Annotated in this window: 18 protein-coding genes and 1 tRNA gene; 6 read left to right on the top strand and 13 right to left on the bottom strand. The window is 53.5% G+C overall.

What is annotated here, in order from left to right; translation table 11 throughout:
* On the top strand, positions 1 to 650 hold a 650-nt coding region (locus HOL66_11450; GenBank protein ID MBT5244847.1), incomplete at its 5' end, for a DUF4113 domain-containing protein.
* A 51-nt stretch (positions 651 to 701) separates the two neighbouring features.
* Here HOL66_11450 and mgtE read toward each other — a convergent pair.
* Positions 702 to 2,123 carry a magnesium transporter gene (gene mgtE / locus HOL66_11445; protein MBT5244846.1) on the bottom strand — a complete coding sequence of 474 codons (1,422 nt, stop codon included), beginning with the start codon at positions 2,121 to 2,123 and terminating at the stop codon, positions 702 to 704.
* A gap of 56 nt (positions 2,124 to 2,179) precedes the next feature.
* Entirely contained in the window at positions 2,180 to 3,040 is an 861-nt protein-coding gene (locus HOL66_11440; GenBank protein ID MBT5244845.1) for an MBL fold metallo-hydrolase, read from the bottom strand.
* 97 nt (positions 3,041 to 3,137) lie between these two features.
* Between HOL66_11440 and HOL66_11435 the strand changes: the two genes are divergently transcribed.
* Positions 3,138 to 3,455 carry a rhodanese-like domain-containing protein gene (locus tag HOL66_11435; protein MBT5244844.1) on the top strand — a complete coding sequence of 106 codons (318 nt, stop codon included), beginning with the start codon at positions 3,138 to 3,140 and terminating at the stop codon, positions 3,453 to 3,455.
* Positions 3,456 to 3,863: 408 nt separating this feature from the next.
* Here the strand turns inward: HOL66_11435 and HOL66_11430 are convergent.
* Positions 3,864 to 3,950: transfer RNA gene (locus HOL66_11430), tRNA-Leu, on the bottom strand.
* A 103-nt stretch (positions 3,951 to 4,053) separates the two neighbouring features.
* Between HOL66_11430 and lipB the strand changes: the two genes are divergently transcribed.
* The 3 genes from lipB to HOL66_11415 all read left to right on the top strand — a co-directional run bounded on the left by lipB (position 4,054) and on the right by HOL66_11415 (position 7,637).
* Positions 4,054 to 4,725 carry a lipoyl(octanoyl) transferase LipB gene (gene lipB, locus HOL66_11425; GenBank protein ID MBT5244843.1) on the top strand — a complete coding sequence of 224 codons (672 nt, stop codon included), beginning with the start codon at positions 4,054 to 4,056 and terminating at the stop codon, positions 4,723 to 4,725.
* On the top strand, positions 4,722 to 5,615 hold the full coding sequence (locus HOL66_11420; GenBank protein ID MBT5244842.1) for a diacylglycerol kinase family lipid kinase: 894 nt from the start codon (positions 4,722 to 4,724) through the stop codon (positions 5,613 to 5,615). Before lipB ends, HOL66_11420 begins: the two co-directional genes overlap by 4 nt.
* Before the next feature lie 75 nt (positions 5,616 to 5,690).
* Positions 5,691 to 7,637, top strand: coding sequence for an LTA synthase family protein (locus HOL66_11415; protein MBT5244841.1), 1,947 nt, complete (start codon positions 5,691 to 5,693; stop codon positions 7,635 to 7,637).
* Here the strand turns inward: HOL66_11415 and HOL66_11410 are convergent.
* Together HOL66_11410 and accC are read right to left on the bottom strand one after the other, a co-directional pair.
* Positions 7,619 to 7,900: an acylphosphatase gene (locus HOL66_11410; protein MBT5244840.1), complete on the bottom strand. Its 282-nt coding sequence runs from the start codon at positions 7,898 to 7,900 to the stop codon at positions 7,619 to 7,621. The genes HOL66_11415 and HOL66_11410 overlap by 19 nt on opposite strands.
* Positions 7,901 to 9,886 (bottom strand): acetyl-CoA carboxylase biotin carboxylase subunit, encoded by a 1,986-nt coding sequence (gene accC / locus HOL66_11405; protein ID MBT5244839.1) that lies wholly within the window; start codon positions 9,884 to 9,886, stop codon positions 7,901 to 7,903.
* A 247-nt stretch (positions 9,887 to 10,133) separates the two neighbouring features.
* Here accC and HOL66_11400 point away from each other — a divergent pair, with 247 nt between their 5' ends.
* Positions 10,134 to 12,488 carry a PAS domain S-box protein gene (locus tag HOL66_11400; GenBank protein MBT5244838.1) on the top strand — a complete coding sequence of 785 codons (2,355 nt, stop codon included), beginning with the start codon at positions 10,134 to 10,136 and terminating at the stop codon, positions 12,486 to 12,488.
* Here the strand turns inward: HOL66_11400 and HOL66_11395 are convergent.
* The 8 genes from HOL66_11395 to crcB all read right to left on the bottom strand — a co-directional run bounded on the left by HOL66_11395 (position 12,485) and on the right by crcB (position 20,568).
* The gene (locus tag HOL66_11395; GenBank protein MBT5244837.1) at positions 12,485 to 14,017 is read right to left on the bottom strand and encodes an acyl-CoA carboxylase subunit beta; all 1,533 of its coding nucleotides are present in this window, start codon (positions 14,015 to 14,017) and stop codon (positions 12,485 to 12,487) included. The two genes, HOL66_11400 and HOL66_11395, sit on opposite strands and share 4 nt — an antisense overlap.
* A 42-nt stretch (positions 14,018 to 14,059) precedes the next feature.
* Positions 14,060 to 14,764 (bottom strand): ATPase, encoded by a 705-nt coding sequence (locus HOL66_11390; protein MBT5244836.1) that lies wholly within the window; start codon positions 14,762 to 14,764, stop codon positions 14,060 to 14,062.
* Complete coding sequence (locus HOL66_11385) at positions 14,764 to 15,480, bottom strand: HAD-IA family hydrolase (protein MBT5244835.1); 717 nt, start codon at positions 15,478 to 15,480, stop codon at positions 14,764 to 14,766. Before HOL66_11385 ends, HOL66_11390 begins: the two co-directional genes overlap by 1 nt.
* A 58-nt stretch (positions 15,481 to 15,538) precedes the next feature.
* Positions 15,539 to 16,285, bottom strand: coding sequence for a hypothetical protein (locus HOL66_11380; GenBank protein MBT5244834.1), 747 nt, complete (start codon positions 16,283 to 16,285; stop codon positions 15,539 to 15,541).
* A gap of 205 nt (positions 16,286 to 16,490) precedes the next feature.
* On the bottom strand, positions 16,491 to 18,464 hold the full coding sequence (locus tag HOL66_11375; protein ID MBT5244833.1) for a PAS domain S-box protein: 1,974 nt from the start codon (positions 18,462 to 18,464) through the stop codon (positions 16,491 to 16,493).
* A gap of 1 nt (position 18,465) precedes the next feature.
* On the bottom strand, positions 18,466 to 19,140 hold the full coding sequence (locus HOL66_11370) for a response regulator transcription factor (protein ID MBT5244832.1): 675 nt from the start codon (positions 19,138 to 19,140) through the stop codon (positions 18,466 to 18,468).
* A gap of 43 nt (positions 19,141 to 19,183) precedes the next feature.
* Complete coding sequence (locus HOL66_11365) at positions 19,184 to 20,197, bottom strand: RluA family pseudouridine synthase (protein MBT5244831.1); 1,014 nt, start codon at positions 20,195 to 20,197, stop codon at positions 19,184 to 19,186.
* Positions 20,194 to 20,568, bottom strand: a complete 375-nt coding sequence (crcB, locus tag HOL66_11360) for a fluoride efflux transporter CrcB (GenBank protein MBT5244830.1) — start codon at positions 20,566 to 20,568, stop codon at positions 20,194 to 20,196. Before crcB ends, HOL66_11365 begins: the two co-directional genes overlap by 4 nt.
* Positions 20,569 to 20,578: the final 10 nt, after the last annotated feature.

Raw genomic sequence — 20,578 nt, 5'->3', positions numbered from 1 at the left:
TACGAAAGCGCATGGGGGTGACCGGGGCGCGCACATTGCTGGAATTGCGCGGTATCGCTTGCCTTGATCTGGAAAGCCAGAGTCCGGACAAGCAAACCATCCGCGTCTCGCGGTCCTTCGCCAAGCCCGTTGAAAGCCGCCTGGTGATGCGCGAAAGCGTCGCTGCCTTCGCCGCCCGGGCCGCCGAAAAATTGCGCCGGGACGGGCTTTTGTGTTCGGTCGTCAACGTCTTCGCGGCGACCAACCGTTTTGGCCTTAAGGGTGATTATTACCGGGGTGCGGCGTCAAGCGCGCCGCCTGCCCCGTCCAATCACACGGCCACCATCACCCGTGCGGCGATGGCGGCCTTCGAGCAAGTCTACAAGCCGGGCCTTCAGTTCAAGGGTGCCGGGGTGATGATGCTGGGGCTGGCGCGGTTTGATGACGCGCAAGGCAACCTGTTCGCCCCGCCCGACCCCGTAGTCGACGCCCGCGCTCAGGCCCTGATGACGGCTTTCGACACCATCAACAGCCGCATCGGCCGCGGCGCTGTACGGTATGGATCTGTGGGCGTGGCGGAACGCGGCAAGCGCGGCGTCTACACGGTACAAAACCGCCGCTCACCCAGCTACACCACCAACTGGCAGGAATTACCCATCGTCAGAGCCTGAAAGATTAATCCGCTTGAGAAGCCCGCGACTGCGGGCCGGCGTTTGAGGGGCCTATATAAGCATCCACGCGGCCAGGCCTAGGAAGGCGGCGAAGCCGACGACGTCTGTGATCGTCGTCAGGAAAACGCTTGAGGCGATTGCCGGATCGATACCGTTTCGTTCAAGCACCAGCGGGATAGTTGTTCCGGCAAGGCCTGCAACAACCATGTTGATGATCATCGCCAACCCAATCACCAGCCCCAGAGCCTGGGAGTCGAACCACAACCAGGCGACGACACCAGCCAGCACCGCAAACAGCACACCATTGATGGAGCCGACCAGCACTTCCTTGCCGACCACCCGCATGGCGTTGGTGGAGGTTAAATCCTTCATGGCCAGGGCGCGCACGGTGACCGTCAGGGTCTGGGTGCCGGCGTTACCGCCCATGGAGGCGACAATCGGCATGAGCACAGCAAGGGCGACGATCTGTTCAATGGTGGCCTCGAAAAAACCGATAATAACCGAGGCCAGAATGGCCGTACCCAGATTGAGCAACAGCCATGAAAAGCGCGCCCGCGTGGTATCGCCAACGGCTTCATACAGATCATCCTCGCGCACGCCACCCAGACGCATAATGTCTTCTTCGTGTTCTTCATGGATAACGTCGACGACATCATCAACGGTGATGACACCGACCAGACGACCGGCGGCGTCGACCACAGGGGCAGAAACCAGATCGCGCTGACCGAACAGATAGGCGACGTCTTCCTGATCCTCGTCAACCTGAACAAGTTTCATCTCGCTGCTGATGATGTCGGTGATGGTCACCGGGCGGCGACTTCTGAGCAGGCGGCTCAAGGCCACAGAGCCAACCGGCTTGTGAGACGGGTCGACGACAAAAATATCGTAAAATAAATCGGGCAGCGAGCCCGCGTCCTGGCCCGCTTCCTCGGCGTCAGCCTGCTGGCGAAGGAAATCGATGGTTTCGCCGACATTCCAGAATTCCGGCACCGTCATCACTTCGCGTTGCATCAGCCGCCCGGCACTGTCTTCAGGGTAGGCGAGACCTTCCTCGATCAGGGTCCGCTCACCAGCCGGGATGGCCTCAAGAACCTGCTTCTGCTCGTGTTCTTCAAGTTCCTCGATAACCTGGACGGCGTCGTCCGTGTCCATTTCGGAAACGGCGCTGGCAACGTAAGCGACACCCAGCTTTTCAACCAGATCGTCACGAACGCTTTCATCCAGTTCGGCGAACACGTCCGAGTCGAGGACACCCTGAAAGGCCTCAATCAGGGTATCGCGACCATCCTCGTCCAGATGTTCAAGAAGATCGGCGACATCGGCGTAATGAAGTTGGGCAACCAGATCGCGAACGCCATCAAGGTTTCCGGCTTCAATAGCCAGAACAATTTCTTCCTCGATGCCGCTTTCAAACTCAAGGACGGCGTCTTCGGCGGCGATATCTTCGCCCTGATCGTCTGCCGCTGTGGTCATAACCACCGCCCCCTGTTGAAATGCTGCAACAAACTACTTGAACTAGGCGATAAGCGTCAAATCGTGTTGAGCGGGATTTTCAGGTAGCTGATACCGTTATCGTCGGGGGCGGGCATGTTTCCGGCCCGCATGTTGACCTGAACCGAAGGCAGCAAAAGCACCGGAACGGCAAGGTCCGCATCGCGACCTTCACGCATGGCGACGAAGTCATCCTGCGATACGCCATCATTGATGTGAATATTGTTCTCGCGTTGCTCGGCAACGGTGGAAGCCCAGGCAAAGTCCCTGCCCTCTGCTCCGTAATCGTGGCAGGTGAAAACCGTGGTTTCCGCAGGCAATTCCAGAATGCGCCGGATCGAGGCGTAAAGGCTGGCCGCGTCGCCACCGGGAAAATCACAACGGGCCGAGCCATAATCAGGCATGAACAGGGTGTCGCCAACGAATACCGAGTCGCCAAAGACAAAACTAATACAGGCCTGGGTGTGACCGGGGGTGTACATGACCTGGCCGGTCATATTGCCAAGGGCAATGGAATCCCCGTCAGCCAGCAAAACATCAAACTGCGAGCCATCGGGCTGAAAATCATCACCGGCATTGAACAGTTTTTTAAAGGTTTCCTGTACCTTGTAAACCTGATCACTGACGCCGATTTTAGCGCCCAGCTTGTCGCGCAGATAGATGGCGGCGCTTAAGTGGTCGGCATGGATGTGGGTTTCCAGGATCAGATCGACAGTCAAAGCGTTACTTTTCACATACGCCATCAGCTTATCGGCGCTGCCCGTATGACTGCGCCCGGATTTACCGTCGTAATCAAGCACCGGGTCGATAATCACCGCGGCAGCGGTTTCGGGATCGGACACCAGATAGGTAACGGTGAAGGTTTCGGGGTCAAAAAAGGCTTTAACGGTGGGCGTCATGAAAAAATCCTCAAAAAATGAACACTGGCACTTGCATATTCATTAGATATTACTAATATACACCAAATCAAGTCTCACACATGGAGTTTTTAAAATAATGAGTATTAAAGAAATCGATCCGGTTACCCTGAAACAGTGGATAAACGAAGGCAAGGCAATACTGGTCGATGTCCGTGAGCCCGAAGAGGTCGCCCGGGAACGGATCGCCGAAGCACATAACGTACCCCTGTCACAGTTCAACACGGCTCATTTGCCCGATCATGATGACAAAATCGTTGTCTATCATTGCGTTGGTGGCAAGCGCACCGCCATGCACGGCCCCAACCTGCACGCCGCTACCCCGGCGGCAAGTGCTGTTTACCACTTAAGCGGTGGCATCATGGGTTGGAAAAACGCCGGTCACGCGGTCAGTTAAAGGACAGCGTCACGGCCCGGGGCATGGCGCCCGTCAGGTTCACTTTATTTTCGTTATATTTCGCCACGAACTTTTTTTCTTCACTTGTGATGGCCATCACACCCAACGTGGCCATAAAGGCATAAATACGCTCGCACGAAAGGCAGGGGGCTTTTCGGGAAACCACGTTTGAAGTTCAAAACAATGAAATATATATTTGCAGTGTTCCTGATGATTACCTACGCCCTGGGCATGTCCACCCAGGACTTCAGCGACCGCGTCTACTACACCCCGAAAAAATAAAGAACCGTCCTTAAGCGATCAATATCGCTTGCGTTACGCCTGACGAAAGAGACTTTCGTCAGGGCAATTGGCATGGGCGGACGTGAACATAAAAAAACCCGCCCTGATTTCTCAGGACGGGGTTTTTGGTGCGGTCGAGAAGACTCGAACTTCCACCCTATTGCTAGGACAGCGACCTCAACGCTGCGCGTCTACCAGTTCCGCCACGACCGCATGGTATTTGTGACTGGAGCCCCCTGTTTTGAGGTATTTTAACAGGGGATTGTCTTTTCCTTAAGCGGGGGAATAGCAAATACTCGCACACCAATCAAGCACCATGGTAAACAACTTTATGGAATGGTTGATAACAGAGGGTCCGGTGCCCTACGAAGCGGCGTTGGCGTTTATGGAAAAACGGGTCGGAGAGATCCGTTCGGGTGAGGCCGATGAGGCCGTTTGCCTGCTTGAGCACCCACCCCTTTACACCGCCGGCACCAGCGCCGACCCTGCTGACTTGCTTGATCCCGAACGTTTCCCCGTGCACACAGCCGGGCGCGGCGGCCAGTATACCTACCACGGGCCCGGCCAGCGGGTCGCTTACGCCATGATTGACCTTAAAGGACGTGGCAACGATGTGCGCGCCTATGTCCATGATCTTGAAGAGTGGATCATACGGACGTTAAAGCGGGTCGGCGTTACAGGCGAGCGCCGCGAGGGCCGCATCGGCATCTGGGTGACACACCCGGACGGCCGCGAGGACAAGGTCGCCGCGCTTGGCGTGCGGGTCCGCCGCTGGGTGACGTTCCACGGCATCGCCATCAACGTTAACCCCGATCTTGGCCACTTCGACGGCATCGTCCCCTGCGGTATTGAGGAGTACGGGGTGACATCACTGGCCGATTTAGGGCTGGGCGTCACCATGGCCGAGATCGATGAGCATTTGCGGGCCGCCTTCGCCGAGGTCTTTGAGGTCCCCCTGCCCGTCCCGCAAGGCTTCGTAATCCGATGAGCAGGAAACGCATTCTAATCATCCATAACCCGACATCGGGGCGTCGCAGCGCCAATCTTATGGGTGCCGTGGTGACCGGGCTGACCGCCCTGGGGGCGCGGGTTGATATCCGGGTTACAGAATATGCCGGTCACGCCACAGCGCTTGCCGCCGAAGTCACGGGTGATTCACAAGACTGCATCGTCGCCGCCGGTGGCGACGGCACGGTCAATGAAGTGATCAACGGGCTTGCCCGTCTGGACGTAGCCCCGCCCCTTGGCATCCTGCCGCTGGGCACCGCCAATGTTTTGGCCCATGAATTGACCTTGCCGAAATCCGCTACCGCCCTTGCTGAAATTCTGTTTGATGGCAATACGCAAACCCTGTATCCGGGCCGCATAAAGGGTGAGGAGCAGCCTGAACGCCTGTTTGCACAAATGGCCGGGGTCGGTATGGACGCCCGCATCGTCGCTGGGGTCAGCGGCCCCATGAAGCGCTTGCTGGGCAAAGGAGCTTACGCATGTGAGGCGGCCCGTCAGTGGCTAAAAGGCGGCTTGCCAACCTATCAGATCGACATCGACGGCACCCCCCATCAGGCCCGTTCCATGATCATCGCCAATGGCAAACTTTACGGCGGACGATTCGTCGCAGCGCCGGATGCGGACATCAGCATCCGCGGTTTCGATATTTTGTTATTGGAAGGTGGCAGGTTCGACATGCTTGCCAATACGCTGGCCCTGCTGGTTAACAGATTAAGCAGCAAAAGCGGTGTTAGGGTCGTAAAGGGTCGGAAAATAACGATTTTCGGTCCCGCAGGTGAACCGGTTCAGGCCGATGGCGACGATATGGGAACCCTGCCGGTCACCATCGAGGCCGTACCCGATCCACTGATGGTTATCGGCGGACAATAAAAAACTTGCCTTTGGCCGGGGCATCGAAGATTTTTCAGGCACTGACGTTTTCGCTGACAATACAACTAGGTCCACATGCTCCACTTCCTGACACCGCGCTATCGTTTTCCGGCCCTGTCGATCCTGATTTATCTTGTCGCTACCAGCATCGAACGGCTGGCCCTGATCGTCATGGCCTATGAAGATAATACGGGCCGTCTGGGCGAACTTCTGTTGGCCCTGCCCATGGGACTGCTGGCTGATACGGCGATGGCGTGCCTGCTTGGCTTGCCGTTCTTTTTCGTCCTGCACCATTTGCCCGGGTTTTTGCAGAAACGCTGGGTGTCGCGGTTGGCATCGCTGATGTTGCTGTTTTTGCTGTGGAACCTGTTTTTCAGCAACGTGGCAGCGCTGATTTTCTGGGAAGAATTCTCGAGCCGCTTCAACGGTATCGCCGTCAACTACCTGCTGTTTCCAAGGGAAGTGATCGGCAACATTCAGCAATCCTTTAACCTGCCGCTGCTGCTGCCGCCGGTCATCGCCGTGGCGCTGGGTGTCTACTGGCTGTTGCGGGGCCGCCTGAAGGACGCCATCAACGATACGGGCAGGGCTTCTCACGGGCGCTTTTACGCAGCCTTTGTGCCCGTCCTTGTGGTTTGCGGATTGGCCGTCAATGCCGCCCCCGTGAGCGTTGGCGACAACCGGGAAGCCAACGAAATCGCCAATAACGGCTATTTCAGTTTCCTGCGCGCCCTCTGGACAAACGACGCCGAATACGACGGCCTGTATCCCGGCATGGACGAGGCCCGGGCCATCGCCCTGACCCGCCAGATGGTGGCCCAGGACAACACCGAATTCCTGACCCCTGAAGGGACCCGCAGCCTGTTACGCCGTGTCGATAACGGCAACAACCCGAACAAACTTAATATTGTCATGGTGATCAACGAATCCTTCGGTTCCACCTATGTGGACAACCTTGACAACAGCCGCGGCGAGATCATCACCCCGCACCTGACCGGCCTGTCAAAGGACGGTTTGTGGTTTACCAACATGTACTCCACCGGGGTCAGAACGGTGCGCGGTCTTGAAGGGTTGTTGACCTCGTTCGCGCCGATCCCCGGCATTTCGACGGCCAGACGCCCCGGTTCGGACGGCATGAACTCGATCGCCTTTCTGCTTAAAGACCTGGGCTACCAGACGGCGTTTCTGTACGGCGGCCGGGCGGTCTTCGACAACATGGGTCACTACTGGGAAAACATCGGCTTCGACACCGTATGGGAGCAATCGGACATCGCCGAGATCGGCTTCGACACCATCTGGGGGGCCGCCGATGAATATATCTACGACGAAGCCCTCAGGCGCATTGAAACCATGAGCGGCTCCAAAAACCCCTTCTTCCTCAGCCTGCTCAGCATTTCAAACCACCGCCCCTACACCTATCCGGAAGGACGCATCGACAAGGACCCGGCTGACAAGCGCAAAGAAAACGTCGCTACCTATGCTGACTGGTCTTTTGGACGGTTTATCGAGATGGCCCGCAAGCGTCCGTGGTTTGATGACACTGTTTTTATCTTCGTCGCCGATCACGGCCCCCGTTTGAGCGGTCAGGCGATGGTGCCGGTTGACCGCTACCGGGTGCCGCTTTTGTATTATGCGCCGGGGCATATCAAACCAGCACAAATTGACACCATTGGCTCGATCCTGGATTTCGCCCCGACCCTTATGGGGCTGCTGGATATCAGCTATGACAGTCCGTTCTTCGGCGTTGACATGCGGCGGGTTCCCGAAGGTCAGGGCCGTGTCGTCATGAGCCACAATTACGCCATCGGCTTTGGCCAGAAAGGTCATGTGGTGACCATTGATCCGACCGGCGATTCACGGGGATACACCATGCCCATAGGGGGGGACGATCCGCTTGTTCCGGTTGATACGCCGGACCCGGAAACCAGGGCCAAAGCCATCGCCATTACGCAAACCGCCCACCATATGTTCTATGGCGGGGAATACTTGTGGAAAAAACCCGCTCAAGCCGTTGGCAACTGATGGAAGCCGGGACCCGGTAACGCGCAGGGTTGATCGACGAGATTTGAAACTTCGGCAAGCGGTGGCCCGCTGCGGCATTTTTCAAGCATCAGCATTACGTTTTTATTGTCCCCGCTGAAAACCGCCTCGAGCGAACCATCCGGGCAATTACGGACCCAGCCCGACAAACCCAGCGCCGTTGCCTCGCGCGCTGTCCAGGCGCGAAACCAGACACCCTGAACCCGCCCTTCAATGCGGACATGAAGTGACAGGGTTTCCGTCATCTATTCAAATTCGATGATCGCCTGATCGACGCTCAGACTATCGCCTGCGGCGGCGTGAACGGTCTTGATGACCCCGTCGCGCTCGGCATGAAGGACGTTTTCCATCTTCATCGCCTCAATCACCGCCAGTTCCTCACCACCCTTGACTTCTTGCCCCTCGCTAACGGAAAGCGAAATCAGCAGGCCTGGCATTGGTGAGAGAAGAAACTGGGAGGTGTCGACCGGCACTTTTTCCGGCATCAGGGCGTACAGTGCCGCAGCCTGCGCATTGAGGACAACCACATCGGCGCGCAAACCCGAATGAAACAGACTGTACCCAGCGCCATTACGTTCCACCTGCAGACAAATCAGCGAGCCATTGACCTGGGCCTCGAACAGTGGCTGGCCAAGCTGCCACTGGGTACGGATATGCAAACGTTCCTCACCGATAGACACATCATAACCACCTGTAACGCAGGTGATGGTGACTCCATACTCGGTGCCCCCTATAAGTACGACCCAGTCATCGCGGACCTGTCTTTGATGACCAGCGTACTGACCGCTAATGCCAGCCGCACGCTCCTGATAAGCCCGGTGGATGGCGGTGGCGACGGCGACAAGCAGTTCCGGATCATCGTGGGGTACATCTGAAGGATCAAAACCGTCGGCGTATTCCTCGGCAATGAAATTGGTTGTCAGATCACCTTTCTGAAAACGCGGATGGGCCATCAATGCGGCCAGAAAACTGATATTATGGGACACACCGCGGATGTAATAGCCATCAAGCGCATGGCGCATGTGGGCGATGGCTTCGTCCCGATCGCTACCGTAGGTGATTAACTTGGCGATCATCGGGTCGTAGTAAATTGAAATTTCGCCGCCTTCATAAACGCCCGTATCGACGCGCACATGGTCGCTTTCCTTCGGTGCCTGATAACGCACAAGACGCCCCACCGAGGGTAAAAAACCACGGAACGGGTCTTCGGCGTAGACCCGGGTTTCCATGGCCCAGCCCGTCAAGGTCACATCTTCCTGTCCCAGGGGCAGTTTTTCACCGGCAGCGACCCTGATCATCAGTTCAACCAGATCAAGACCGGTGATCTTTTCGGTTACCGGATGTTCGACCTGCAAGCGGGTGTTCATTTCCAGAAAATAGAAATTACGTTTGCTATCGACGATAAACTCAACCGTGCCAGCCGACACATATTTGACCGCCCGCGCCAGATGCACCGCCTGCTCGCCCATGGCCTTGCGGGTTTGCTCGTCGATAAAGGGGCTTGGTGCTTCTTCAATCACTTTCTGATGGCGGCGCTGAATCGAACATTCCCGCTCGCCCAGAAAAACCGTATTACCGTGAGCATCAGCAATGATCTGAATTTCAATGTGGCGAGGTTCCTCGATGAATTTTTCAACGAAAATCCGGTCATCGCCAAAACTGGACGCAGCCTCGCGCTTGGCTGAGGTAAAACCTTCACGCGCCTCTGCCTCGTTGTAGGCGACACGCATCCCCTTGCCACCACCACCGGCCGATGCCTTCAACATCACTGGATAACCGACCTTCTTGGCGACACTTAAAGCCTGACGGACATCCCGCAGAGCCTCTGTATGGCCCGGCACCGTATTGACCCCGGCTTTCTCCGCCAGTTTTTTTGATTCGATCTTGTCACCCATTTTGGTAATGGCGAGGACGTTAGGGCCAATAAAAGTAATACCCTGTCGCTTAAGTTTGCGGGCGAAGGCAGCGTTTTCAGACAAGAACCCATAACCGGGATGGACCGCGTCGGCACCGGTCTGCTTAATCGCCGCGAGTATCTTGTCAATGAGCAGGTAGCTTTCCGAAGATGGCGCAGGCCCAATGCAAACGGCTTCATCGGCCATGTCCACATGCAGTGCGTCCTTATCGGCTTCAGAATAAACGGCGACGGTTTTGATGCCCATCCTGCGTGCTGATTTGATAACCCGACAGGCAATTTCGCCGCGATTGGCGATGAGGATTTTTTTTAACATTCCCCATTAATTCCTTTGAAATAATTGTTCCGTGGCGAAGCTGCCGAAACCCATTCTGACATCATCACGAGACATAGCAAGGGGCAGGTCGGCATTTTAATTAGTATAAGGAAAAACGGAAAGCCAGACTGCTTGTACTCGCTCTTTTTTTTACATACGATTGTATTGGTAGAGAGTACTGGGGGGGAGACCAGGACTCGGTTAAATTTTCCTTTTTTTTACTGATCCCCGTCAGGATTATTCCCACGTGCTCAATGGCTTGAATATCGGTTCAAAAATTGCCCTGCTTGTCAGTACCATCCTGGTTTTACTGTTGCTGGCTAGTGCGACCGCCTTTGTGCAATTCCAGTTCAAGTTTTTTCGAGAAAATGCAGAAAGGAGCTCTCAGGAAGCAATCACCATTCTTGAGGTTCTTCATTCAGAGGCCATGAAAAACCGTCAGGATGCATCTGATGAAAATGTCTCGGTGGCGATCCTCGACAATACCATGAAACGCCTAGACAGAACGTCTGAACGCATGACCATGTGGCTGGTCCATGGCGATAAGGTACTTGCCTTTCAAAAAGCCAATGGGGGCTACCTGGAACACCCAAGAGATGACATTGACCGGCAGGCGTTAAAATCAGGCATAGCCGTTGGAACAATGGGCGATGATCACGTCTATCGCTATACCCGCCCGGTGATTATGGGTGTCGGGCAAGCCGCCGATGTCAGATGTTTCGCCTGCCACCAAAAATTAATGGATATTCAAAAATCCGAGATCATCGGCGCTTATTCAATTGCCCTGGATTTGTCTAAGAACTGGAGCGCGTTAATCCGCGTCGGCCAAAGCGCCTTCGTTCTTGCTGTTTTCGTATCGCTGATGATCGCTGCAATTTGTGTCATTCTTATTCGCAGGTTAGCAGGTGAGCCGCTGGCATCAATGACGGGACTCATGGGCCGTCTGGCCAATGGTGATATGGATGTCACTATTCCCGACCTGGAACGCACCGACGAGATCGGACAGATGGCAGGCGCCATGGTCGTCTTCCGAGATAATGCCATTGAACGCAAGCAGGCCGAACAGGACCGCGAGGAAGGTGAAAAATATCTCGGAGCCATCGTCGATAGTATGTTGGACGGTCTGATTGTTACCGACAATCGCGGCATCATGCAGTCCTATAATCCAGCTGCGGAAACCATATTCGGATATCCTCAACAGGACGTTGTTGGCAAAAACATCACCATGCTAATGCCAAAACCCGATCAAGATAAGCACGACACCTACCTGCAGAATTACGAGAAATTCGGGGACCCAAAGATTATTGGCAAGGGACGTACAGTCACCGGACGACGCCAGGACGGAAGTGATTTCCCACTTCATCTATCAGTCAGTGAAATGGAAATTGACGGGCGTAAACTTTTCATCGGCACCATTCACGACATCACCGAATTCAATCAAATGACGGAAGCCCTGAACGAAAGCAAAAAACGTTTTCAGGGTTTCGCCGAAGCCGCATCGGATTGGTTCTGGGAAATGGATAGTGACCTGAAATTCACGTACATCTCTGACCGTTTTTACAAATTAACCGGTGTCCAGCCAGAAGAAATCATCGGCAAGACTCGATACGAATTCATGAACTCGCCCTTTGTCAATGCCAGGCCTGAATTATGGCAGCAGCATATGGATGATTTAAACGCCCGGCGTCCATTTAATGAATTTTCTTATACCGTTCACGTCCCATCCGGGAATCTCTACCATATCAGCCTCAATGGTCTCCCGTACTTTGACGACGATGGCAACTTTATGGGTTACCGGGGGACCAGCAGCGATATTACCAAGCGCATTATAGGCGAAATCAGTCTTCGTGAAGCAAAGGAACTGGCGGAAGCCGCCAACCGCGCCAAATCGGAATTTCTGGCCAATATGAGTCATGAATTGCGAACACCGCTTAACGCCATCATCGGCTTTTCAGAAACCATGATGGGTGGTTTTCTGGGTGATATAGAAAACGAGAAGTACCGCGAATACATCACGCACATCAACGAATCAGGAAATCACCTGATTGGCCTGATCGGAAACATTCTTGACCTCTCCAGAATTGAAGCGGACAAACTTGAACTTTCCGAAGAAAAAATCAATGTCGAATTCTTCATCGCCGAATTTGAAGCAGCAGTACAACCGATAATCGAAAAGAAAAGAAACACCTTTGAGGTTATTTGCCCGGCAGATATCGGAACCATCAGCAATGATCCCATTGCCCTGCGTCAAATTCTTTTAAATTTGGTCGGCAATGCCGGAAAGTTCACCACCGATGGAAATATTCAGTTATCCGTCAGCCGTTACCACTCCAATACCGGGGAGGTCATCGATTTCAAACTTAACGATACCGGTGTCGGGATAAGCAAAGAGAATCTGAATAAGCTGTTTACCCCTTTCTTCCAGGGCGATTCATCGGTGACAAAAAAACACGGCGGGGCCGGTCTTGGCCTCGCCATTTGTCGACAGTTATGTGATCAGATGGGCGGGGAAATCAGTGTCGAAAGCACATTGGAAGAGGGGTCTGTCTTCACCGTTACCGTACCAACCCACCTTCAAAAGGATACTGACAAATCAAACTAAAGCGGAATATTGCCGTGCTTCTTCCAGGGATTTTCCAGCTTCTTGCCAGCCAGCATGCGCAAGGAGCGACAAACCCTGACCCGGGTGTTGCGGGGCATGATGACATCATCAATAAAACCCCTGTTTCCGGCAATAAACGGATTGGCGAAACGTTTGCGGTATTCCTCGGTTCGCTCGGTAATTTTTTTATCATTCCCCAGATCCTTGCGGAAGATGATCTCGACGGCGCCTTTCGGTCCCATAACCGCGATTTCAGCACTCGGCCAGGCGAAGTTGACGTCGCCACGCAAGTGTTTTGAGCTCATAACGTCGTAAGCCCCGCCGTAGGCCTTGCGGGTAATGACGGTCACTTTAGGCACCGTGGCCTCTGCGTAGGCATAAAGCAATTTCGCCCCGTGCTTGATAATGCCACCGTATTCCTGTGACGTGCCGGGCAGGAAGCCGGGAACATCGACCAACGTCAAAATGGGGATATTAAAGCAATCACAAAAACGCACGAAGCGTGCCGCCTTTTTCGATGAATCGATATCCAGACACCCTGCAAGAACCATGGGCTGGTTGGCGACAACCCCGACCGTTGAGCCTTCCAACCTGACGAAGCCGGTCAGGATGTTCCCTGCGTAATCGGGTTGCAGTTCAAAAAATTCACCCTCATCGGCGACTTTTTCGATTAACTCCCTCATGTCATAGGGTTTGTTGGGGTTGTCCGGAATCAGCGTATCAAGGGACTCCTCAACCCGGGAGGGGTTGTCGGGGGTGGGTCGCACCGGTGGTTTTTCACGGTTACTGGCGGGCAGAAAATCTATAAAGCGGCGAAGTTGCAAAAGCGCTTCGGCATCGTTTTCAAAGGCTTTGTCGGCAACACCGGATTTACCGGTATGGGTCATAGCCCCACCCAGTTCTTCGTGGGTGACTTCTTCATGGGTCACGGTTTTGACGACATCGGGGCCCGTGACGAACATGTACGAAGTGTCTTTGACCATAAAGATGAAATCCGTCATCGCCGGTGAATAGACAGCACCACCGGCGCACGGCCCCATGATCATCGAAATTTGCGGCACCACGCCGCTGGCAAGAACATTACGTTGAAATACTTCGGCGTAACCGGCAAGGGATGAAACGCCTTCCTGAATACGGGCGCCACCTGAATCATTGAGACCAATAACAGGCGCGCCAACTTTCAAAGCCTGATCCATGATTTTACAAATTTTCTCGGCATGGGATTCCGATAGCGAACCGCCAAAGACGGTAAAGTCCTGGGAGAATACAAAGATCAAACGGCCATTGACCGTACCGTGACCAGTGACCACGCCATCACCCGGCGGGGTCTGCTTTTCCATGCCAAAATCACTGCACCGATGTTCGACAAACATGTCCCATTCTTCAAAGGAGTCCGGATCGAGCAACAGCTCTATTCTTTCGCGCGCCGTCAGCTTGCCCTTTTTATGCTGGGATTCAATGCGCGCCTTGCCGCCGCCAAGTCTGGCCAGTTGGCGTTTTTCTTCAAGTTGTCGAATTATGTCGTGCATGATGTTTCCTGTCGGTACGGTTTGCCCATTTTGCACCAGCGATTATTGTCTGAGAAGCGATAAAAACAAAACAGCCGCGTTCATGTCATCTTTTAAGTGTTGATTTCGCGCTGCGGCTTCTGCGTCCTCTCCCCAGCGCTCCTTCTGAAAGGACTCGTCCAACAGGGACATCTCAAAGGCTTGATCGGCTCCGATGTGGTTTTCGCTAACGGCCAGGGCAAGAATGAAAGAGCCCGTTGCAGCGGCAATACTGGCCACCGCCGTTAAGGTCATATCATCCAGTTTATTTAAGGAATCGCTTATCGCTTGCAAGGCTTTGGGTGATGGCGTCAAAGGCAAGACCCCGCTTGTCACTTCAAGATGCACATCCAACGCCCACGCCGCCCAATCAAGAACAGGTTGCCACTGTTCATTTTGTCTGGCCACCAAATCTGCTGGCTCCTCTGCTCGGTAGCACAGCAGATCAGTCTCTGCATAATGCAGCAAATTGGCCATAACAACTGAACGTTCCTTGCCGACCCGGTCAATGGCCGTGTTGGCAAAACCGCAAAGCGGCATGGACGCCGGATTGATCGTCTTATCCTGGGCCTGCCATTCGGAAACAACGGCTTCGGCTAATGGAAATACGGGTAGTAAAAGAGCCAGACCTAAAGGTGTTCGCACCGGTTTATCATCAAGATGAACGGTATATCCCCCTTCTATCGGGGCGACAGTGGCGTCCTTATAGAAGCGCTTTGGCAAAGCCATTAGCGACCGGCCCCCATCAGGCTTTCGATAACACCTGGAAGCTGGTCATAGGTTTCGACGACCCGGTGAGCGCCAGCCCCGGTCAATTCTTCGACTTCGTGATATCCCCAGGACACGCCGATGGCCAGAGTTCCGGCATTGCGGGCCATTTCCATATCGAAGGAAGTATCGCCAATCATCACCGTAGCCGACGCATCAACCCCGGTTTCGGCCATGGCTTTATAAAGCATGTCCGGATTGGGCTTGCCGTGTGAAATATCCGCTGTTTGCAAGGTAACGAAACGTTCCTCAATATCATGGGTCTTTAACGTTGCGACCAATCCCCGCATCGCCTTGCCCGTTGCCACACCAAGCAACCAGCCGGCCTTTTCAAGCACACTCAAGGCATCCAGCGTGCCATGATAAAGCGGTTCGTGAACTTCACCCTTTTGCCGAAGATTGCTAAAGACGTCCCGGTATCCTTCGCGGACGGCCATCACCGTGTCTGACTCCATATCAGGATAGAGGCGACTAATGGCATCTTCCAGCGGCAGGCCAACCATGGCCCGGACCTGTTCAGGCGTCGGTTCGGCAAACCCCTGGGCGGCACAGGCGGTCTGCATACACGAGACTATGGAATGGGCGGAATCGACAAGCGTCCCGTCACAGTCAAAAACAGCGAGGCGCAGGGCCTTTGAAGATTCTTTTGGTGAAGATTGTTCGTTCAACGCGATCATCCCCTGAAGTTAAAGGGATGATCTAAACGTGATGGCGGGTGAACTCAACCCTTGTTATTCAGCCATCGTTGGCGAGAATGTTCTTTTTGTCGCCGGAATTGACCAGTTCGCGACGGGCCAGGCATTTAGTAACCGACAGGCGGTCTTTGATGGCTGAAACATATTGGACCAGGTTTTCACCTTCCAATTTCAGTTTTTTCGATTTGAAAACTGCCGTGCCACCACGATCACTAAGCGATTTCATTTTTTCAAACTGTCTGTCCCATTTCTCTACATAGGCTTTCCAGTCACCACCATGCTTTCTTTCCACATACGAAGCGACCTCCGCGTGGCTGGTTTCCCACCATACGACCTTGTTGAATTTGGGACAGTTTTTCGCCGCCAGGTCTTTGGCGTTGCCACCGGCGGCTGTGTCCATGTTGTTAAATTCTTCAGTCAACCGGGCTTCAATGACCTGATCGGCAATGCAGCGTGTGGCCTCGACACGCTTGGCGATCATGTCGATGTGACGAGCCAGATCTTCACCCTCAAGTGTGACGTTCCGGGACTTGATGACAGCGGACCCGCCCTTGTTCAGGATGCCGCGCATTCTTTCTTCATAACGTTGCCATTTTTTTAGGTAAGGCGACCAGTCTCCGTCATGTTTACGATCGACATATGCCGTCATTCCTTCAACAGACGTATCACTCCACCAGGAAACTTTGGGAACTTCCGGGCATGTAGTCCCCGCAGTGGCAGAGGCACTGAAAGTCAGGGAGAGAACCAGAGATGTGATGAGAAGGAAGGGCAAACGAAGAATGGACATATATATGTATTCCTTTTTTTCGTTGTATTCCGCCCCAGAGAATCCAACGACAAGCTGATGGCAGCTTTTTTAACCAATAAAACTTACAAAATCCTTACCTCCGAAATTTTTCGGGCTGTTTTTTCCAAATCTACGCAGAGAATAGATATTTACTGTTTATTTTCATCACATTAGTCGAAAAACTTATACACAGAGTTTTTCGTATCTAGCCGTGATTTGGCGGGAATAAAAGGATGAATGTTGCGCCGCCACCCGGGGTGTCTTCAATTTCGATTTTGCCATTATGGTTGTTGACCGTTCGCTTGACGATGGAAAGCCCCAAACCGGCGCCACCGCCACGCCTGTCAGATCGTTTGAAGCGCCGGAAAATCTGTTCTCTCTGCTCGATGGCAACGCCCCTTCCCCGGTCAATAACCCTTATGCTGGGAACTTTCTTTTCATTCACTTTCAAGGAGATGACCGTGCCCCTTGCCGAATATCGAATGGCATTTTCGACCAGATTGCGAACCGCCTGTTCAAGCGACGCCGAATTACCCCTGATCAGAACGGGCACCTTGCCACCGGTAACTTCAATCGACCTGTGCTCTTTGATAGCCAGTGGCGCTATAAGCGTCGCCACATTCCTACACACCTCGCCCAGGTCAACGTCATCCAGGTTTTCATCGGTGGTGAATGTTTCAATTCGCGTCATAGCCAGTAACTGAGCGACCAGGCGTGACATGTTTTCGGCGTCTACCCGAAGCGACTGAACTTCCTTAGAATCACTTAAATTATCCAAATGAGTTCGGAGTACGGCAAGCGGCGTGCGCAATTCACGAGCCACGTCGGCGGCAAAATTACGGTGACGTTCCTCGCTTTCACGCAAGGCATCTTCAACCCGTACACGTTCGGAAATATCGGTGCCAGTCCCCCGGTAACCACAAAAAGTCCCATCATCGTCAAAAACCGGAACACCACTAACACTGATCTGACGTTGGTTTCCATCACTGGCGTTAAAGACATAAACCAACCCCCTGAAAGGCAGATGCTGACGCAAAAGCTCCATATGATGGTCCCATTTTTCAGGATCTTCATCGAATTGATCTTTACCGACGAGTTCCAAGCGGGTCCTCCCCAGCACCGTTTCCGGGGCAACCTCGAGGATATCCTGGACCCTGTCAGACAGGTAAGAAAACCTGTGCTGAGTATCGGTTTCCCAAAACCAGTCTGAAGCAGACTCCGCTATATTACGGAACCTCTCCTCACTGTCCCTGAGTGCGATTTCCATTCTTTTGCGATCAGATATATCCAGGATGGTGCCAATTAACCCCCCAACACTTCCATCGCTATTGGTACGCAGGGCCTTGTGATAAATGACGTCTTGACGTGGGCCATGTACGGAAAGAACTTTTGATTCATATGACTGAAAACCACCCTGACGGAAAAGCGCCTTGTCCATATTTTCCTGGGCGTTTGCCAAATCAGGTGGCATAAAATCATGCACTGTCTTACCCAGTATTTGCGCTTTGGCGGTTCCGCTGAAATCCTCGAAAGCCTTGTTACAGCCTTCATAGAAACCATTTTCGTCTTTGTGGTAAACGGGTATGGGAATGGCGTCGATCAGGGATTGTAAAAGGTCAAAACGATCTCTGAGATCGGCTTCGTCATGCTTGCTTTCCGTAATGTCAGTGATGATCCCGGTCATTGTCACCGGTTTGTCTTCTTCAAAAACCACTTCGCTTTTCTCGTGGATAATGCGGACATCACCGGTAGGCGTACAAATTCTAAAATCAATGTCATAGCCGACATTGTTTCTAAGACTTCGGGCAACGGTTTCCTCATACAGATGGCGGTCTTCGGGATGAATGAGTTTTAGAAAATCATGATAGGTTGGAATGATGGTTCCGGGCGTGACACCAAGGATTTCATAAATTTCTGCTGACCACTGCTGCTTATCCTGAACGATGTCCCAACTCCAGCTACCAATACCAGGTTGGTCATGGGCGCCAAAATCCAGTTCCTGCTGCCACCGTCGATACGTAAACCCACCAAAGCACAGGGCCAGCCACAACAAGAAATACGGGACCAATTCAGAGATCGCGAGATGATCGGAAATATTAAACGCGAAGGCCAGCAACAACGCCAGCACACTCAATCCTGCGATAATGACTAAATCCCGTCTGCCTTCCCTGCCGCCCATGTTAATCGTCTTCAGAGAGCAAATAGCCAACACCGCGCAGGGTATGAACCGAAATGTCGGCATGGGCCTTGGAAAGGCGTTTACGCAGTCGCGATATATGGACTTCAACCGAGTTTGAGGTCACTTCCTCGCCGAAACCATACAGTTTGTCTTCCAGAACGTCTTTGGGAACAACGCGGCCATAACGGCGCATCAGTTGTTCGAGAACGCCCATTTCACGCCTGGAGACGGAAATCACATTGTCACCGACACGCACTTCGCGCGCCGCCGTATCAAAGGACACATTTCCTGCGGTCAACGTTAAGCCCAACGCCCCGCCAGGACGCCGCAGAAGAGCCCGGATACGGGCGATTAATTCGGCCATGGCAAAGGGTTTCAGAAGATAATCATCGGCACCGCCATCCAGGCCCTTGACCCTGTCTTCAACCCCGTCCCGGGCTGTCAGGATCAAAACCGGCGTTGATGATTTTCGGGCCCGGAGTTGTTTAAGAATATCCATGCCGTCGCCATCGGGAAGCCCCAGATCAAGAACAATGGCATCGTAGGAAACCGTCTCAATTGCGGCTTCGGATTCGCCGACGGTATCGAACCAATCGACAGTAAAGGATTCTTTTTCAAGACCTTCCTTCGTCGTTTCGGCCAAACGTTGATTATCTTCGACCAGCAGCAGGCGCATGGCCTTCCCCTAAATTGGTTTTGACCAGTATATCAACATAAAATCAGTAATTTGGATATTCTTCACCGTCAGGTAGATAAAACGGATCCGCAGCCAACTCTTCATCAAAGCCCAAAAATGTCCATGTCGCTTCCATATGTTTGGGCATGGGGGCAATAACCTCAATCTCGCCACCACCGGGATGGGGAATACGGATGGCGCGGGCGTGCAAATGCATCTTGCGACTTAAGCCCGGGCCCTGCAAAAAAGCCTCTGCTCCGCCGTACTTGCCATCGCCTAAAATTGGTGTTCCCAGTGCCTGCATGTGGACACGAAGTTGATGGGTGCGACCGGTTTGCGGTTCCAGTGACAACCAGCTCGCCTTTCGCCCGGCCTTCTCGATGGTACGGTAAAACGTCACCGCCCTTTTGCCTTTTTCTTCATCAGGAACCATCTGTTCGCCCTGCTTACCAGGCAGTTTTGCCAAGGCCAGGTTTATCCGGCCCGATAGCGGGTTTGGCGCGCCAACGACGACCGCCCAATAAACTTTGCGGGCAGTTTTAGCGCGAAAGGCTCCGGTCAGTTTGGCGGCCGCCGATGTTGACCTGGCGAGGACCAGAACGCCAGACGTATCCTTATCCAACCGGTGTACCAGTTTTGGGCGTTGGCTTTTATCGAACATCAAACCGCCGAGCATGGCATCGACGCTTTTGGTTATCCCCGTTCCCCCCTGCACTGCCAGTCCCGGTGGTTTGTCCAGGACGATGACATCTTCATCAATAAACAAAACCCGTTCGCGCAATTCCGCAATATCGCTATCTGCTATTGCAGCTGGCTTTCTGGTTTCATTCTTTGTCGGCTTGCTGGCTTCCTTTGATAAGGGCGGAATGCGTATCTTTTGCCCGGCGATCAGGCGACTGTTGGCTTTGGTCCGCTTGCCGTCTACGCGGACATCCCCTTTGCGCAGTAATTTTTGCAACTGAACATGGGACAGGCCGGGATAGTGACGTTTGAACCAGCGATCAAGCCTCAGATCGGCTTCCTCACTTGTCACATCAGCGAAGGAAACGCCACTCATGCCAAAAACTGTCTGAACAGCATCATCCCGGCAAACAACCCGACAATGGAAAGAATGACCGACAAGGCGATGTAGCCACCGGCCGACGTTAATTGTCCGCGTTCGATCAGATAGACGACATCCAGTGAAAAAGTCGAAAAAGTGGTAAAGGCCCCAAGCACTCCGACGACAAGAAAACTTCTCATTTCCTGGCTTGGCGACCAGCTAATAGCCATCACTTCAATCAACGAGCCGAGCACAAATGACCCCAACACATTGACGACAAGGGTCGCATACGGGAAACCCGCGTGCAGGAAGTGACCCACACCGCTCATCATCAGGTAACGAAAGACCGCCCCGAAAGCGCCGCCAAAGGCGATTGAAGCCAGCATCTTGATACTC

It is taken from the genome of Rhodospirillaceae bacterium (genome assembly GCA_018662005.1).
GTDB lineage: Bacteria > Pseudomonadota > Alphaproteobacteria > Rhodospirillales > JABHCV01 > JACNJU01.
Note: the sequence above shows the minus strand (reverse complement) of the source record. Positions and strands in the feature narration are given on the sequence as shown.

Excerpts from the sequence above, each read along its gene's own strand:
- HOL66_11395 (MBT5244837.1), bottom strand. The coding sequence starts at position 14,017 with ATGCACGACATAATTCGACAACTTGAAGAAAAACGCCAACTGGCCAGA.
- HOL66_11380 (MBT5244834.1), bottom strand. The coding sequence starts at position 16,285 with ATGTCCATTCTTCGTTTGCCCTTCCTTCTCATCACATCTCTGGTTCTC.
- HOL66_11415 (MBT5244841.1), top strand. The coding sequence starts at position 5,691 with ATGCTCCACTTCCTGACACCGCGCTATCGTTTTCCGGCCCTGTCGATC.
- HOL66_11385 (MBT5244835.1), bottom strand. The coding sequence starts at position 15,480 with ATGATCGCGTTGAACGAACAATCTTCACCAAAAGAATCTTCAAAGGCC.
- HOL66_11390 (MBT5244836.1), bottom strand. The coding sequence starts at position 14,764 with ATGGCTTTGCCAAAGCGCTTCTATAAGGACGCCACTGTCGCCCCGATA.
- accC (MBT5244839.1), bottom strand. The coding sequence starts at position 9,886 with ATGTTAAAAAAAATCCTCATCGCCAATCGCGGCGAAATTGCCTGTCGG.
- HOL66_11420 (MBT5244842.1), top strand. The coding sequence starts at position 4,722 with ATGAGCAGGAAACGCATTCTAATCATCCATAACCCGACATCGGGGCGT.
- HOL66_11440 (MBT5244845.1), bottom strand. The coding sequence starts at position 3,040 with ATGACGCCCACCGTTAAAGCCTTTTTTGACCCCGAAACCTTCACCGTT.
- HOL66_11410 (MBT5244840.1), bottom strand. The coding sequence starts at position 7,900 with ATGACGGAAACCCTGTCACTTCATGTCCGCATTGAAGGGCGGGTTCAG.
- HOL66_11435 (MBT5244844.1), top strand. The coding sequence starts at position 3,138 with ATGAGTATTAAAGAAATCGATCCGGTTACCCTGAAACAGTGGATAAAC.
- crcB (MBT5244830.1), bottom strand. The coding sequence starts at position 20,568 with ATGCTGGCTTCAATCGCCTTTGGCGGCGCTTTCGGGGCGGTCTTTCGT.
- HOL66_11375 (MBT5244833.1), bottom strand. The coding sequence starts at position 18,464 with ATGGGCGGCAGGGAAGGCAGACGGGATTTAGTCATTATCGCAGGATTG.
- mgtE (MBT5244846.1), bottom strand. The coding sequence starts at position 2,123 with ATGACCACAGCGGCAGACGATCAGGGCGAAGATATCGCCGCCGAAGAC.
- lipB (MBT5244843.1), top strand. The coding sequence starts at position 4,054 with ATGGTAAACAACTTTATGGAATGGTTGATAACAGAGGGTCCGGTGCCC.
- HOL66_11370 (MBT5244832.1), bottom strand. The coding sequence starts at position 19,140 with ATGCGCCTGCTGCTGGTCGAAGATAATCAACGTTTGGCCGAAACGACG.
- HOL66_11365 (MBT5244831.1), bottom strand. The coding sequence starts at position 20,197 with ATGAGTGGCGTTTCCTTCGCTGATGTGACAAGTGAGGAAGCCGATCTG.